The following is a 16,869-nucleotide window of genomic DNA, read 5'->3' on the forward strand; positions in this document are numbered from 1 at the left end:
CAAGTTTAAGTTTATATAGTTTTTTCTTTTATTTTTTAATAATGTGAAACGTTGAGCTTGGAAGTTTGTTTATAAAATATTTAATAATAAAAATTAATAATTAATTTATTAACAATGACGAAATATATATTGAAATAAATTTTAAATTTTTATTATAAAAATGTGCAATCTTCGTTAAAAAAGATTGCACATAATCGTTTATTCAATTCCCTTAGTAGTATTTTAGAAAGTGAAAAATAACAATAGTATTTGCGATTGATAAACTAACAAAAGAAACACCCATACCTATTAAAAATAAAATTTCCATAATAATAAGTGATCCCATTTCAGTATCTGGCGACCTCAATATTTCGCTGATACGTGGAAGCGAACTAATGAAAATTGTTCCTACATAGTATACTGTGTTTTTTATTGCGTCTTTTTCTTCTTCCGATGCTGACTCTGCTTGTTCCAATAAAAAAGATACAAAAGATTTGTAAACAATATAGTCAAAAATTAAAGCTAAAACAAAAAATAATAGTGGAATTAAAAGTGTTAGTAATGATAAAATTTTAATTTTTTTCATTTTTCCTCCGATTTATCCAATTACTGAACCCGTGATTATTGCAGGGAATCCAAAGAAAATAAAGAAAACTATTAATCTTGATTTTCTTTGGCCCTCACATAAATATCGTTCCGTTTAAATGATTTTTTTATTAGAAACCAATATCTATATCTGTTTCAACCGGTACAAAAACATCGCCAATCCACATTTCATGTCCCAGTTAAACTTCATTTTAAACCACAAAAAAAAAAAAAAAAAGACGCCCGCTAAAGCAATAAAAAATGTGGAAAAAATTTTTTTTTTTCCATAATGACAAAATGTGTTATTAAAAAAGTAAGTCAAGCAGCCTGTTTTAACCGGGGCGCGAAAAGTAAACTTTTGTCCAATTTTCGTGTTCCAGTTTATTTGTTTTGTGTTTTTTTACAGAAAAAAATCAAACTTATGAAAAACTTGCTTTATTTTTAACAATTGCTTGTAAATTCTTTACAATAAACATAACAAATAAAAAAAGATAAAGAGAGAACACATGAGAAAAAATGTAGAAAATGGAACAATTGAAATTATTACAGGTCCAATGTTTGCCGGAAAAAGTGATGAGCTAATTAAACGTTTAACTTTATATAAAATTGCAAAATTTGAACCTATTATTTTTAAGCCTGCTTTAGATAATCGTTTTTCGGATTCGAAAATTGTTAGTCGAACAGGTTCGTCATTTCCGGCTATTTCAGTTAACGATTCAAAAGAAATCTTGAATTATATAAATGAAAAAACTGAAGTTATAGCTTTTGACGAAATCCAATTTTTTGACGAAAAAATTATTGATATTATTGAAAAATTAGCAAGCAAAGGTATGAAAATAATTGCGTCTGGTTTAGACATGGACTTTAAGGGCAATCCTTTCCTTATTGTTGCCAAATTGATGGCAATTGCTGATAAAGTTGATAAATTAAAAGCAGTATGTATGGTTTGTTATTCGCCCGCTGGAATGTCATTTAGAAAAATTGAGTCTAAAGAAAGAACTGTAATAGGCGATGATATTTATGAAGCTAGATGCCGCGCATGTCACAAAAAATAAATAAAAAACAGAGCTTTGAGCTCTGTCAATAATTAACCAAAAGCGCTGTTTTATAGTGCTTTTTTTAAAATTTGATTTTTCAAAATAATCAAGATTTTTTGGAAATTGTATATGTTGAAAAATAAGTTTTATAATATGCTTCATTAACAATAACACCCAAAGTTAAACAATAACTGAAAGTGAAAACAAATAAAGCGATATACATGAAAGTTCCAAACAAACCATATTTTGAATAATTAATTAAAGAAGTTAAATAACCAAATGTTGATGTAAAAATAACCATTGGAATTGTAACTACTAACACCCCAGAAAAAATTGTGTTAAAAGGGATTTTGAAACTTGGGGTTAATTTAAATAACAAGCCAATACCAAGGAAAATGAAGAAAAATAAATAAATTGTGAAAGAAACATAGAAAAATATTTTTTTAGCTTCTTCAGTGTTTAAATTAATTTCAAACAGCTTGTAAAACCATAAATAAATGGTGATACCCAAAAATAAATAAACTGTAATGGCAATAACAATAACTAAACCTTTAAGGCGGTTAATGAATCAATTGCCTAAATATTCATGATTGTAAATGTAATTTTGACTGTAAACAAGTTGCGCAAATCCGCTAGAACTCAATCACAAAGTAGATAACGATAGCAAAATTATAGCAACATACTGCAAAGCTTTATTTTCGCCAAAAATATCAGGCATCGCTAAAACAGTGTTAATACCAGGGATAATTCTAGCCAAAATTATTTCAATAAAAGCAGTATTATAATCACTTATAAATGACAATAAGACCAATATCATAGTAATAATCGGCACAAATGAGACCTAGAAATAAAATGACAATGAAATTGGAATAAAGACAATTTCCTTGCTAACAAATTTCTCATATGCCCGATTAATCAATTCGCTTGTTTTAGTTTTATTTTTTCAATTTATTCTCGGTGTGGTAATTTTTAAAATTAATTTAACGAAAAATTTAATTATTTTTCCAAAAAATGAAGAATCATTCCTTACTATTGGTGTTATGTTTTTTGAAAATCAAGATTTTCTCAGCTTATTTTTATAAGCTTTACGAATTTTATTGGTATTAAATCCAGTATAAATTGTGGATTTATTTTTTTTATTAAACATTTTTAATATTTTTCAATTTCTTCAATTCTTGCTTGGTGTCTGCCACCTTCATAATCTGTTTTAAGATATTCATCTACCATTTCTTTGGCTTCGGCAAAAGGTGTTACTCTACCACCAATAACTAAAACGTTAGCATCATTGTGTAATTTAGCCAATTTCGCATCATTAACAGTTGAAATTCTAGCCGCTCTAATTCCATGATGTCTATTTAATGCATATGAAATACCTAAACCAGTTCCACAAAAACCAAGACCAAATGTAACATCTTTGTGTTCATTTACATAGTCAGCTAATTTGTGTCCTTGAGCCGCGTATGAAACAGAAACACTATCATCTGCTGGTCCTAAATCAACTATTTCATAGCCTTTTTCAGCTAAATAATCTCTTAATTCATTTTTTAATATTGCACCGGCATGATCACTAGCCAATGCCACTTTCTTTTTGTCCATAAATTCTCCTTAATAAATAAATATGTAAAAATTATAGAAAAGTTTTTATTTTTCCTTTTATATAAATATTTTACTTTTATTAACTAAATGAGTATATGAAAATATCAAAACAAATGGATCAAAAAGATTGTGGATTGTGTGTTTTGCAATATTTTGTAAAACTTAGACAAAATACCAATGTTGATTTAGATTATTTAAAATTAAAAGCTTCTTATGGAAATGAAGGGATAAATATAAATTCGCTAAATTCGCTAGCCAATGAATTTGGCTTAAATATCGAAAGTTACAATTGCGCCTTTAGTGCTCTTGAAACTCTTAGTAAAGAAGATTTGCCAATTGTCTTGCTGGTTAATCAAGATAATTTGAAACACTTTGTCATTTTAGAAAAGATAGTGGGTAAAAAATACTATATTAAAGATTCTAAAACTGGTAAATTATGTATTTATAGTGATGAAGAATTAAAAAAGATTTTTTTAGAAATCGCCTTATTTATAGTTAAAAAAGCCCCTATAACAACTAAAGCTTCTCCATTAAAAAATCTAATTTATTTTAAAAAACATTCTGGATTGTTGTTTTTTATAGCGCTAATTAATTTAGCGCTGATTTTTGGAACATCGTTCTTTTCTAAAATTGTTTTTGATTATATATTACCAAACCAGTCCATTAGAAATCTAATATTATTATTTATTATTTTTATATGGCTGAATTTGCTTAAATCTATAAATTTAGTTATTAAAAATTTTGTAACTAAGAAAATAAGTAATTCAATTGAATACAACTTAAATAATTTATTTTTAACTAAATTAAATTCATTACCAATAGATAAAATCAACAAATTGAAAAAAGGAGAATATATAAAAAGAATGGCCTTTATAAAATTAATTGCTAACTATCAAGCAAATTTGGCACATTCAATAGTTTTTGATTCTCTTTCTTTGCTCGCATCGGGTTTATTAATGATTTACCTTAATTACATCTTGTTTGGGATATTATTTATTTTTGTTTTCATCATTAGTTTGATAGATTGGCTTATCAGAAAAATGATTGAAAAACATCATGATATTTTTGTTGATAAGAATACTACAACATTAATCTCAACAATTGATCTAATTGAATCTAATTTTGGTTCTTTTTCAATTAACTTTAAAAATTATTTATTTAATAAAGTTTTAATTAACTGAATAAATGAAAAAGATGTTGATTATCAAATGAATAAGCTAATGAATTTTAAAAGTTTCTTTTTTAGCTTTTTTATAGGTAATTTAGGCAATATTATAATCTTCACTTTTGCTTTATTTATTTTAAATAATAAAAATTCTTCAGGCGACATTATTATGTTTTTAATCGTTTCTAATTTTTTCGTTTCGCCTTTCAATAATTTATCTAGTTTAGCAACTGAGACGGTTTTATACAAAAAATATTTTGATAGTATAAATTTTGTTTTAAACATTGAAACACCTACCACAAGACAAAGTTTAATAAAAACAGATAAAATAAATTCAATACAATTGCAAAATATCGAATTTGCCTATGAAATAGGCAAAAACATACTAAAAATTGACAATTTGAATATTGCTAAAAACATACAAATTAAAGGTAAAAATGGTTGTGGGAAAAGTACGCTTTTAAATTTAATTTTTGGAAATTTAGGTACTTTTAAGGGAGAATTGAGTTTCAATGATGTTGATGCTAAAAATCTAGATTTTTATGATTTACAAGACAAAATTATTTTAATTAGCCCAACAAACTATTTTCCCAATATTGCTTTTTTAGAATACATTACAAATGGCAAAAGAGCAAATATATTAAACTTAAACGAAAATCTGAAAAATTCCGAATTAACTTCACTTATTAAATATTTTGATATTAACTTAAATTCAAACATTACTAATAATGGACAAACTTTATCGACAGGACAAAAACAATTTTTGTCACTGTTGCGTTTGTTTTCACAAAAATTTGATGTTATTTTGCTTGATGAAGCATTTGAAAATATCGACGCAAAAAGCGCGAATGAACTTAAAACATTAATTAAAAAATTTCAAAAAGAATCTTTGTTCATTGAAATTAGTCATTCAAAAAACTATATTTTTACTAACAATGAGGTGGGTTTTGAAGAAATTAATAAGCATTAATAAACTTTTTTATTTATTTTTAGCTTTAATAGCAGTGCTAACACTAATTATGATAATTTCTTTATTTTGCTATAAAATAGACCAAATTGAAAATATAGTTTTGAAAATTGATGAAAAAAAACAAATTAAGGTTTTAGGGCAAAATAATTTAATTTATAAATTAGACAACAATCAAATGATAAAAATTAATATTGATAATCATTATTTCAATTTAAAAATTAAAAATATTTTTATTAATAATTTAGGTGAAGTTGAATTACATTTTTATGAATTGCCTTCTAACTTTAAACTTATTCCTAATTCAACAATAATAGGAAAAATAATTACTGAGAAAATAACCATATTCGCCCATTTGTTTAATAGTTAAATAATATATTTTATAATAGTAATATGGTTGAATTAAATATAGAAATTAATGCAGGAAATTCATTCAAGTATGAAAATGAATTTAGGCAAATTTTAGAAAATCTCAGAAATTATTTTGAAATTGACAAAATAGTTTCTGTTGATGTTTCAATAGTAGATAATCAAACAATTCAATCTCTAAACAAGGAATATAGGGGAAAAGATTATCCAACCGACATTTTGTCTTTTGATTTTGGAGAACAAGACTTTTATAACGAAATGCCTTTTTTACCACTTGGCGAGCTAGTTATTAGTCACGAAAAAGTAGAAAGCCAAGCTAATGAATTTGGGCATTCTTTAAAAAGGGAATATTGTTATTTATTTGCTCATGGATTAATTCATTTAATGGGTTATGACCATGAAGAAGAAAACGAAAGAATTGAAATGAACAAAATGGTTGATGATATCTTTAATCCTCTAGGAATTACGAGGAAAAATGACTAAGATTGAAAAATTACAAGAATTATTAGCAAAGGCATATTGCCTTTGATCAAACTTTCACGTTTCAGCTATCGCAGTAGACGAAAATGGTAAAGAATACTATGGAGTAAATGTTGAAAACGCTGCTTTTCCATCAGGGCTTTGTGCCGAAAGATCAGCATTATTTGGTTCTGTTGCATATGGCGGACAAGTTGGCAAATTTAAGGAACTTTATATTATGGCTTCAACAGATCAAGTTACATCACCTTGTGCTGGTTGCCGTCAAGTAATTACTGAATTTATGCCAGATGACGCAATTGTTACTCTTTATAGCCAAAAAGGTGACAAATCTGTTAAATTTACAGTTGCTGAATTAGTACCAATGCCTATTAGAGCAGAACAAATTAAATAATGAAAATTTCTATGGTTACTATTATAGGAAGACCAAATGTAGGAAAGTCTTCCTTATTAAATGCAATTTTGAATTACAATGTTTCGATTGTTTCAAATGTAGCACAAACAACAAGAGATCAAATAACTGGAATTTACAATGACGATGAATACCAAATTGTATTCATTGACACTCCTGGGATTCATAAACCTGTTAATTTGTTAGGCGAACAATTAAATAAATTCGCATATGAAACAATTGATGAAATAGATTGCTTATTATTTTTAACTCCTATTAATGAGAAAATCGCCGGTGGCGATTTAGCAATTTTGGACAAAATTAAAAGTGTTAAACATAAAGTAGCAGTAATTACAAAACTTGATTTGGCAAAATCCCCTGTAGAAATACAAGAAAAAATAAAACAGTTGGAAGAGTTCAATTTTGAAAAAATTGTTTCAGTTTCAACTAAAAATCAAAAGTCAGTTGATGCTTTAATTGAAATTTTAAAAGAATACTCATATGAAGGTGAGCCTTTATATGATCCAGAATTTATCACTGATAAATCAATGCGTTTTATTGCTAAAGAAATTATTAGAGAATCAGCTATTAATTTATTAAGAGATGAATTGCCACATTCAATAGCTGTAGAAATCAATGATTTTATTGAAAACAATGACAATATTGAAATTAATGCAATTGTTTATGTGAAAAAAGATTCCCAAAAAGGCATGTTAATAGGCAAAAATGGTTCAATGATTAAACAAATTGGAACAATAGCAAGAAAGAAAATGCAAGCTCAATTTGGATGTAATATTCATTTAAATACAAAAATTAAGGTTGCAAAAAAATGAATTGAAGATTCTAAATCACTGAAAAAATTTGGTTATTTGTAAAAGGATAAAGAAATGAATAAAAAAATATTAAATAAACTTTTCGAAGAAAAAAATATAGATGCTCTTGTGTCTATGGCGCCTCAAACAAGGTTGTGATATTCTAAAGTACAAACATCAGACGGCTATTTAGTTGTGGAAAAAGACGAAGCATACTTGTTTGTTGATGGAAGATACATAGAATATGCAAGAAATAATGCTAAAAATGTAGAAGTTATTTTACTTAATGGTTTAAATACCTTAAAAGAATTTTTTGCACAAAAACAATACAAAAATGTTGCTTTTGAAGAAGATTATTTAACAGTAGAAAACTACAAAATGCTTAAAAATATAATAAATCCAATAAGCGTTGAAACTATCAATGGACAAGCTTTAAGAATTATTAAATCTGAAGAAGAAATTCAAATAATGAAAAAAGCAATTGATATTTCTTTAGAGTCTTACAGACAACTTATGGAATGAGTAAAACCAGGGATGACTGAAAAAGAAGTTGCTGCAAAATTAAACTATTTATTAAAACTTAATGGAGCAGATAAAGAAAGTTTTGATGAAATTATAGCTACAGGAGCTAATTCTGCCGAACCTCACCATCACCCAACAGATGCAAAATTAAAAGAAGGTGATTTACTTAAAGTTGATTTTGGTGCATTATATAAAGGTTATAGCGCTGACATAACTAGAACTACAATTTTAGGTGGTGTTGACAAAGCTAATTCTCTAGAAGCTTTAAAAATTATGAAAATAGTTGAAGAAGCAGCCAAGGCAGGTAGAGATGCTGTTAGACCCGGTATTACAACACAAGAGATTGATAAAATTTGTAGAGACTATATTGAAGCAAAAGGTTATGGCAAATACTTTGTTCATTCAACCGGTCACGGTTTGGGTATTGATGTGCATGAATTACCTTATGTTTCAAGATTACGTCCAACAGTTTTAGAACCAGGAATGGTTATAACAGTTGAACCTGGTATATATATTGAAGGACTTGGCGGATCAAGAAATGAAGATGATGTACTAGTTACAGAAACAGGTCGTTGAGTGCTTTCACAACCAAACGAAAAAAATTAGTTTTCAATAAAAAAGCCCTATTTTTCGAGTAAAAAGGGGCTTTTTGATTTTATTGAAAGTTAATTTTTATATAATAAGACTTATGAGATTATTAGAAAAAATTACACCTATGGAAGAAGATTTTTCAAAGTGATATACAGATGTAGTTAAACAAGGAAATCTTATTGCTTATGGCCCTGTGAAGGGCACATTAGTTTTTAAACCTAATGCCTATGGAATTTGAGAACAAATTCAACAAAACTTGAATGCTGTTTTTAAAGAGAAAGGCGTTCAAAATGTTTACTTACCATTGTTTATTCCTGAAAAATTATTCAATAAAGAAAAAGACCACATTAAAGGTTTTAACCCCGAATTAGCAACAATTACTATGGTTGGTGATAAAAAACTTGAAGAAAAGATTTTTGTTAGACCAACTTCCGAAGTTCTTTTTGCTGATTTATTCAAAAATTCAATTGAATCGCATAAAGACTTGCCAATGATATACAATCAATGGGCAAATGTTGTAAGATGAGAAAAAACTACTAATCCTTTTTTAAGAAGTAGAGAGTTCTTATGACAAGAAGGTCATACCTGTCATGCCGACCCAAAAGAAGCAAGACAATTTACCAAAGGTATGATTTCTTCTTATTCAAGATTTTTAAAAAACTTTTTGGCCTTACCAACAATAATTGGTAAAAAAACTCCACATGAAAAATTTGCAGGGGCTTGTTCAACATATACAGTTGAGGCAATGATGAAAGATGGTAGAGCGCTACAGTCAGGAACAAGCCATTATTTAGCACAAAATTTTTCAAAACAATTCGACATTAGTTTTAAAAATAAAAACAATCAGTCTGAATTTGTTTATCAAACTTCATGAGGCGTGTCAACACGTTTATTAGGAGCAATAATTATGACACATGGCGACAATAGAGGTATTATTATTCCTCCAAGAGTTGCTCCTGTTCAAGTTGCTATTTTAGAATTATTTGCTAATAAAAATCCTTTAGTTCATAAAGCAGCTGAAGAAATACAAAGAGAATTAGCAAGAAAATTCCGTGTATTTTTAGATGATAGTGATAAAACACCAGGTTTTAAAGCTTCGAATGCTGAAATACAAGGTATTCCGGTTAGAGTGGAAATTGGACCAAAAGATCTAGAAAACAACGTTGTAACAGTTGTTCGAAGAGACACATTGGAAAAAACCACAGTCAAAATCAATGAAATTAAAAATTACATTGAACAATTGTTAGATGCAATTCATGACAATTTATATGAAAATGCTAAACAAAGACTTGAACAAAACACTGTAACTGTTTATGATTATGAAGAATTTAAAAAAGAGATTGAAAATCGTAAATTTGTTATTGCTCCATTTTGTTGCTCATCTAAAGTTGAAGAATTAATTAAAGAAGAAACTGGCGCTTCTACTAGATGTATCCCTAAAAAATATGACAAACAAAATAAATCAGTTAAATGCATTTATCCAAAATGTAACGCAAAAACCAAGAGATATGTTGTGTTTGCTAGGGCATACTAAACATTGTAAGAAGTAGGTGAAAAATTCTTAAGTTAAATTACATTAATTCGCTTCCAAATTCGGAAAAGTATAAATATGTTCAAAGCATTTGCAACTTAGAAATTGCAAAGGCAAAATCATTGAGATATGATTCTTTATATTCTTATTATCAAAAGAACAAAAATTGTATAGAAAAGAAGTTATCTAATTTTTATTCAGAAGCTTTTGCTAAAACACTCAATTGTTTATCGTCAGTTAGTAGTTTAATTATTACAAATCAATTTTTGACAAAAAACACTAATAAGTATTGATATTCTGAATATTTTTCAAAAACAACATACTACAAAAAGCGAATTGAGGCGATTGACGAATTTTTATCTTATTACATAATGAATTAAAAAAGTGTGGTTTAGCCACATTTTTTCTTTTTACCTATTTTATAGGCATATTAGGAAAATATATTTTCATTATTTAAATAAAATAATTAATAATAAAAATGCTTAACATTTATTGTTTATAATAATAAAACTATGATTCAAAATAACAGTTTTTTACAATTATGTGATCGTTTAAAAATCCCGGTGCCTGATTCGCTAAAGAATACGGAAATTTTAGAAATTAGTTTTGATCCTTCGACAGATAAATTAAAAATGGTTTTCAAATTTAATAACAATGTTTCATTGGCACAATTTAAATTTTTCAAAGCTTTCTTTACTAAAAAAGAAGGAAGGGAAAACTTTGATTGTACATTTATATTTCCAACTTCAATGTATGAAATGTCAAGCTTAGAAGAATATATTGTTAATTTATTGCAAAAAACTAAATATTCTTTATTGAAGAAATACAACTTAACGAACTATTTAAACCAAGTTAATGATTGTTCTTATGAAGTAATTTTGCCTGAAAATGATGAAAAAGAAGATGTTATTGATAAGTTGAATTTGCTTGTTGAAAAATTAAAAAATTATGGCTATAAAAATTTAAATATTTTTTGCAATTTTAAAAACAATGAAATTGTTAATGTTGAAGAAGAGCAAATAATAAAACAAAATGAAATAATTGACCAATATCTTAAAAATAAAGAAAATAAACCAAAGATTAACAGACCTATTGAATCATCTAATAACAATTTTTTCAGAAGAAGTAAAAAAATGGAATATCAATTTGTTCCTCTAAACGAATTAAAAGATGCCCCCGACAAAACAGACATTGAAGTTCAAGGCATGATTTTTGATCAAGAGTATAAATACATTCCAAAAGCTGAAAAAAACAAACATTTATATATTTTTTCTATTACTGATCTTAAAAATGGGGCCAAGTTGCAATTATTTAGTCCAAACGAATTAACTGAAGAAGATCAAAAAATCTTAGCTAAAGGAAACTGAATTTCTGCTAAAGGTCGTCTTGTTCATAGATTGCATATGGGTAGGACAGATATTAATATTTATATTGATTCATATAATCAAATAGCGAGTCAAGCCAAAGAATCGGTAGATACTGCCACAGTTAAACGTGTTGAATTGCATGTTAGTTCAAAAATGAACACAATGGATGGTTTATTAGAACCTGAAGAAATTCTTAAAACTGCTAAAAAGTTCAACATGCCAGCAGTTGCTATAATGGATGCAAATGGTTGTCAAGGTTATCCTGCGTTCTATTTAGCTTCAAAAAAAGAAGGAGTAAAACCAATTTATGGCACTGCTTTTAGTGTAATAAATAGAAATGTTAATATTGTTTTAGGTAATTTTCAGAATGTTAAACTAAGAGACACTGGTTATCTTTCTTTCGATATTGAAACTTCATCTCTTTTCCCTAGATTTGGTGATTTGATTGAATATGGTGCTGTTTCAATCAGCGAATCATTAAGAATAAATAATCCAGAACAATTCTTTGTTAAAGCTAGAAAGCCTATTAGTTCATTTACAACAAACTTAACTGGAATTACAAATGAAATGCTTAATAGTTCTGGAATCAACACTAAAGAAGCTTTACAAAAAATCTATGAATCCTTGAACAACAAAATTGCTTTAGCTCATAATGCTCGGTTTGATTATCATTTTTTAAAACAAAAATTTTATGAAAATCAGATGGAATTTCCAAATGTGGCGGTAATTGACACGCTTAAAGTTTCAAGGCTATTATTCCCTAATGATTCAAAACACAGACTCAAAGATCTCGCTAATAAAGTTGGCATAAATTATAATGATGAAGAAGCACACCGTGGTGATTATGATGCTGATGTTCTAGCTAATGTTTGATTACAATTAATCAGTTTGCTTGAAGCACAAGGCATAGATGATTTAGCTAAATTAGCTTCTTATACTTCTGACGCTTTATACAAACGGGAATTTTCATATGAAGCAAGCACTATTGCTAAAAATAATCAAGGATTAAGAGAGCAATTTGAATTAGTTAGTTTAGCTTCTACAGATCAATATTATTCACAACCCAAATTATATTGAGACCAATTGAAAGAAAAATCAAACATCTTAGTTGGCTCAGGAACACTTAAAAGTAAATTACTAGATGATTATTTTTATGGTTCGCATGAGTTGTTTTTACAAACAATTGATAATTATGATTACGTAGAAATTCCGGCACCTCAAGTGTTCGACCACTGAATAACTTATGGAGATATCACACAAGAAGAATTGTTAAATTCATTAGCCGAAATAATTTCTATAGCAAAAGCCAAAAACAAAATTGTTGTTGCTACAGCAGATGTAAAATACCAAAGTGAAATTGACCATAAAGCCTATGAAATAGTCGTTTATGCTAAAGGAATTGGTAACTCTCGTCATTATTTATACAATTATGAGAAAGCAAGAAACAATACTTTAAAAGTTCCTAAACAACATTTTCTTTCAACTAATGAAATGCTAGAACAATTTAGCTTCTTGAAAGATGAGCAATTAATTAAAGAAATCGTTATTGATAACACTAATAAAATTGCTAACATGTGTGAAAACATAGAGGTTATCAAAAAAGGTTTATTTAAACCTGAATTCGACAATTCGCCTGTTAAATTAAAAGATTTAGTTTACAAAACAGCACATGAAAAATATGGTGAGATATTGCCAGAATTTATTGAGAAAAGAATTCAGTCAGAGCTTGATCCAATTATTGAACACGGTTTCTCCGTTATTTATTGAATTAGTCATGTTTTAATTAAAAAATCGGTTGAAAATGGATTTATTGTAGGTAGCCGTGGTTCAGTTGGTTCGTCTATTGTTGCTTATTTATCTGGTGTTAGTCAGGTTAATCCATTGCCTTCACATTATCTTTGCCCAAAATGTAAAAAATTCATTTTGTCAGATGACAAAAATATAACTTCTGGTTTTGATTTAGATCCTATTAATTGTCCGGATTGCGGAACCTTAATGGAAACTGATGGTCAAACAATTCCATTTGAAACTTTCTTAGGTTTTAACGCTGATAAAGTTCCTGATATTGATCTTAACTTCTCAGGTATTGTTCAGGGTGAAATTCATAAAGAGGTTAGAAATCTTTTTGGTGTTAATAAAACTTTTAAGGCCGGAACTGTACAAACAGTGGCTGCTAAAACTGCTTTTGGTTATGTAAAAAATTATTGTGAAGAAACAAAAACAGAGCTTGATGATGTATATATGAATTATCTATCAAATAAAATTGATGGCATTAAGAGAACAACTTCTCAACACCCTGGTGGAATAATAATTGTTCCACAAGACTTTGATTTGTTTGATATTACTCCTATTAATTATCCAGCAGGTGATATTGGAGCAGATTGAAAAACGACACACTTTGATTACAAAGCAATCCATGATAATTTGCTTAAATTAGATATTCTGGGTCATGATAACCCTACAATAATCAAATTGTTAGAAGATACAACAGGTATAAAAACAGATCAAATTCCTAAAAAAGATAAAAAAGTTATTTCTATTTTTAGTAGCACAAAAGAACTTGGAATTTCGCCAGAAGATATAGGTGGCGAGACCACCGGTGCTCTTGGGTTGCCTGAATTTGGAACGGACTTCGTTAGAAGAATGCTTAGTACATCTAATCCACAATCTTTTGCTGATTTGGTTTCTCTTTCTGGTCTTTCACATGGTACAAATGTTTGAACAGATAATGCCGAAGACTTAGTTGTTAAAAGAGGTTTTACATTAAGCGATGTTATTTCTTATCGTGATGATATTTTGGTAAAACTTATGGCACAAGGCGTTCCAAGAACCGAAGCGTTTTCAATAATGGAAAATGTTCGTAAAGGTAAGGGTCTTAAACCTGAGGAAGAAGCATTACTTAATAAATATAATGTCCCAGACTGACAAATTGACAGTATGAAAAAAATTAAGTATATGTTCCCAAAAGCCCATGCTGTAGCATATGTACTTATGGCTTGATGAATTGCATATTATAAGGTATATCACCCACTTGAATTTTATGCAACATACTTCACAGCACATGCTGATGTGTTTGATTTAGATCATATGATCGATTTTAAAGCTGGCACAAAAGTTAAAAACAGATTAAGAGAATTAATAATCTTAAACAATAAAAATATCATTAGCTCGACTGAGAAAAAACTAATCCCGATTATGGAAATAGCTCAAGAACTTTATGCAAGGGGTTATAACATTGCTAATGTTTCTTTAGAAAAATCACATGCTAGTGAATGATTAGTAGATCATGAAAATAAATGTTTAATTCCTCCATTTAATGCAATTAACTCTCTTGGCTTAGCTGTTGCCACTTCAATAACTTCTGCAAGAGAAGACAAAACGTTTTTATCGATTGAAGATTTAAGAAAAAGAACACAATTAAATAATACGCTCGAACAAAAACTTAAAGACATGGGTGTGTTAAACAATTTAGATAAAACTAATCAAATGTCATTATTTTAATAGCCTTAGGGCTATTTTATTTTGCAAATAAAAATGCCTAATTAGGCTATGAAACAGCTTAATTAGGCAATTAGCAAAATATTAATGAATTATTATCAAATCTTTTCGTTTTTATAATAGCAAATATTTTTCCCTACTCCTTCTTTTATCAATATGCCAGAAGCTACAAGTTTACGAAGCGCTCCTTCAATAGAACTAATACTAATTGACGGACAAAGTTCAACAATATTTTGTTTTGTAAATCTACCTAATTTTGTATTAATTGCTTTTTGAACCATCTCAATCACTGGCACTTTGATTTCTATTAAGTTAAAACGTTCATCTAGGTCTTTATAAGCAGCTAAAACTATTTTAAGAAAATATTTAATAAAGGCTTCGTTGTCGTGAGTGTTTTCGTGTCAGCCGTTTTGTGCATCTTTAAGTGCTTCATAGTATAAGTCTTTGTTTTTAGATATTTTAGATTCTAGTGAAATATATTTGCCAACGTAAAATCCGTTTTGATATAACAAAAGAGTAGTTAACAAGCGGCTAATTCTACCGTTTCCATCATTAAATGGATGAATACAAAGAAAATCATGAATAAAGTTAGGGATAAGCAACAATGGATCTAATTGATTATTACTAATTGCTTTATTATATTCTACGCATAATCGCTCTAAAGCTTCTGCTGTTTCATATGGAGCAAGAGGCGTAAATATTGTTTGTTCTTTGCTATTAGGTAAAAATGCAGTTATATAATTTTGCACACTTTTGGTTTTTCCAGCCATAAGGTTATTTTGGTGGCTATATAAAATTTTATGTAAATGTAAAATGTTATTTTTTGTAATTGAAATAACGTCAAAGTTTTCATGAATCAAAGTTAACACATCGCGATAACCCGCAATTTCCTGTTCATCTCTATTTCTAGGTGCTATTTTTTCTTTTACTAATTGTTTGATTCTTATATTAGTGGTCAGAATACCTTCAATGGCATTAGACGACTCAGTGCTTTGTATTTTTGCTAATTCAACTAGTTTTTCAAACTCATAAGCATGCTTTTTAAAATACAACTCTTGTTTACCAACTTCTTTGTAAACAGCAGCAATTAAACTTATTATTTCTGAACTTCACTTTTTATTTTTAATGTTTGAATAATTAAATCTTTTCATTATTTTTGCTTTCTTTCCCTTAAATTATATGCCAAAATAAGGGCAAGTTAAAATTTATAAGGGCAAAAATCCTGGTTGTAACATTTGCTTATTTTTGTAAACTTTTTAATATAAGTTTCCAAGTTAAGAATTAACAAAACTTAATTTGCCTGTAAAATAGTTAAATTTGTTTTTTGTTATTTTCAAATTACAATGATAGAAATAATAATTAGGAAAAATTGTTTTACTTTTAAAGTTAACTAATTACATTTATCTGTTATTCAATTTGCTCTATATTTAGTTGTTTAGAAATTTATATTTCCCACTTGCTAGTATAAATTTTTATAATTGTGCGTTTTTCACTTGCTAGTATAAAAATACTTTTGTTTTTTAATGTTTCCCACTTGCTAGTATAAAAATTAAAACTTATTTTTAAAGATATTAGTTTCCCGCTTAGTAGGAAAAATCTTCCAAAAAAACACAATTAAAACTTTTGCCACTTGCTAAACTAGGACAAGAAAAGTAGACAGAAAATAAAAACTGTCTACTTTTCGTTTACAATAAGAGAAAGGAGTTTACAAATGGCTAAACAATTGAAACATTATGAATGATTAGATCTATTTAGATGACTAGAAAATTGAGAATACACAAATGAATATGAATACAAATTTGCATCTTATATTTCAGAAAAATATAATAAGGATTACTTTAAAGAAAATATTAGACGTAGAATTTGAAATAAATTTAGAGAATATCAAAAAGACGAAACTGTAATATTTTCAAAAACAGGAACAGCCCCTAAAAAAGGGAAGGGTTGTGGAAGACCCAAAAAGAAAACTATTGAAACAGATG

General features: G+C 27.9%; 14 protein-coding genes and 1 pseudogene. 11 read left to right on the top strand and 4 right to left on the bottom strand.

Features of this window, described 5'->3' with window-relative positions; translation table 4 throughout:
- Positions 1–211 precede the first annotated feature (211 nt).
- Complete coding sequence (locus tag T395_RS0101090) at positions 212–565, bottom strand: hypothetical protein (protein ID WP_029512667.1); 354 nt, start codon at positions 563–565, stop codon at positions 212–214.
- Positions 566–1,070: 505 nt separating this feature from the next.
- On the opposite strand from T395_RS0101090, the gene T395_RS0101095 reads away from it, so the two are divergent.
- Positions 1,071–1,619, top strand: coding sequence for a thymidine kinase (locus T395_RS0101095; RefSeq protein ID WP_029512668.1), 549 nt, complete (start codon positions 1,071–1,073; stop codon positions 1,617–1,619).
- Positions 1,620–1,683: 64 nt separating this feature from the next.
- Here the strand turns inward: T395_RS0101095 and T395_RS03365 are convergent, their stop codons facing one another.
- The gene (locus T395_RS03365) at positions 1,684–2,433 is read right to left on the bottom strand and encodes a YhjD/YihY/BrkB family envelope integrity protein (protein ID WP_281170779.1); all 750 of its coding nucleotides are present in this window, start codon (positions 2,431–2,433) and stop codon (positions 1,684–1,686) included.
- A gap of 317 nt (positions 2,434–2,750) precedes the next feature.
- On the bottom strand, positions 2,751–3,197 hold the full coding sequence (locus tag T395_RS0101105) for an RpiB/LacA/LacB family sugar-phosphate isomerase (protein WP_029512669.1): 447 nt from the start codon (positions 3,195–3,197) through the stop codon (positions 2,751–2,753).
- A 95-nt stretch (positions 3,198–3,292) separates the two neighbouring features.
- Between T395_RS0101105 and T395_RS0101110 the strand changes: the two genes are divergently transcribed.
- From T395_RS0101110 to T395_RS0101145, 9 genes are all read left to right on the top strand, one after another.
- Positions 3,293–5,332 carry an Mbov_0121 family peptidase domain-containing ABC transporter gene (locus tag T395_RS0101110; RefSeq protein WP_029512670.1) on the top strand — a complete coding sequence of 680 codons (2,040 nt, stop codon included), beginning with the start codon at positions 3,293–3,295 and terminating at the stop codon, positions 5,330–5,332.
- Entirely contained in the window at positions 5,298–5,699 is a 402-nt protein-coding gene (locus tag T395_RS0101115) for an MAG1140 family protein (RefSeq protein ID WP_408633497.1), read from the top strand. Before T395_RS0101110 ends, T395_RS0101115 begins: the two co-directional genes overlap by 35 nt.
- Positions 5,700–5,722: 23 nt before the next feature.
- Positions 5,723–6,181 (top strand): rRNA maturation RNase YbeY, encoded by a 459-nt coding sequence (gene ybeY / locus T395_RS0101120; protein ID WP_029512672.1) that lies wholly within the window; start codon positions 5,723–5,725, stop codon positions 6,179–6,181.
- The gene (cdd, locus tag T395_RS0101125; protein WP_029512673.1) at positions 6,174–6,569 is read left to right on the top strand and encodes a cytidine deaminase; all 396 of its coding nucleotides are present in this window, start codon (positions 6,174–6,176) and stop codon (positions 6,567–6,569) included. Before ybeY ends, cdd begins: the two co-directional genes overlap by 8 nt.
- Positions 6,569–7,441 carry a GTPase Era gene (era, locus tag T395_RS0101130; RefSeq protein ID WP_029512674.1) on the top strand — a complete coding sequence of 291 codons (873 nt, stop codon included), beginning with the start codon at positions 6,569–6,571 and terminating at the stop codon, positions 7,439–7,441. Before cdd ends, era begins: the two co-directional genes overlap by 1 nt.
- A gap of 12 nt (positions 7,442–7,453) precedes the next feature.
- On the top strand, positions 7,454–8,506 hold the full coding sequence (locus T395_RS0101135; RefSeq protein WP_029512675.1) for an aminopeptidase P family protein: 1,053 nt from the start codon (positions 7,454–7,456) through the stop codon (positions 8,504–8,506).
- An 82-nt stretch (positions 8,507–8,588) separates the two neighbouring features.
- Positions 8,589–10,025 carry a proline--tRNA ligase gene (gene proS, locus T395_RS0101140; RefSeq protein WP_029512676.1) on the top strand — a complete coding sequence of 479 codons (1,437 nt, stop codon included), beginning with the start codon at positions 8,589–8,591 and terminating at the stop codon, positions 10,023–10,025.
- A gap of 119 nt (positions 10,026–10,144) precedes the next feature.
- On the top strand, positions 10,145–10,402 hold the full coding sequence (locus T395_RS03740) for an MG284/MPN403 family protein (protein ID WP_408633498.1): 258 nt from the start codon (positions 10,145–10,147) through the stop codon (positions 10,400–10,402).
- 132 nt (positions 10,403–10,534) lie between these two features.
- The gene (locus T395_RS0101145) at positions 10,535–14,890 is read left to right on the top strand and encodes a PolC-type DNA polymerase III (protein WP_051617774.1); all 4,356 of its coding nucleotides are present in this window, start codon (positions 10,535–10,537) and stop codon (positions 14,888–14,890) included.
- A 92-nt stretch (positions 14,891–14,982) separates the two neighbouring features.
- Here the strand turns inward: T395_RS0101145 and T395_RS0101150 are convergent, their stop codons facing one another.
- Positions 14,983–16,038 carry a Fic family protein gene (locus T395_RS0101150; RefSeq protein WP_029512678.1) on the bottom strand — a complete coding sequence of 352 codons (1,056 nt, stop codon included), beginning with the start codon at positions 16,036–16,038 and terminating at the stop codon, positions 14,983–14,985.
- A 560-nt stretch (positions 16,039–16,598) separates the two neighbouring features.
- Between T395_RS0101150 and T395_RS0101155 the strand changes: the two are divergent.
- Positions 16,599–16,869 (top strand): annotated as a pseudogene (locus tag T395_RS0101155) (hypothetical protein); the annotation flags it as partial.

Source organism: Mycoplasmopsis iners ATCC 19705, assembly GCF_000701805.1.
In the GTDB taxonomy this organism is placed as follows: Bacteria; Bacillota_I; Bacilli_A; order Mycoplasmatales; family Metamycoplasmataceae; genus Mycoplasmopsis; species Mycoplasmopsis iners.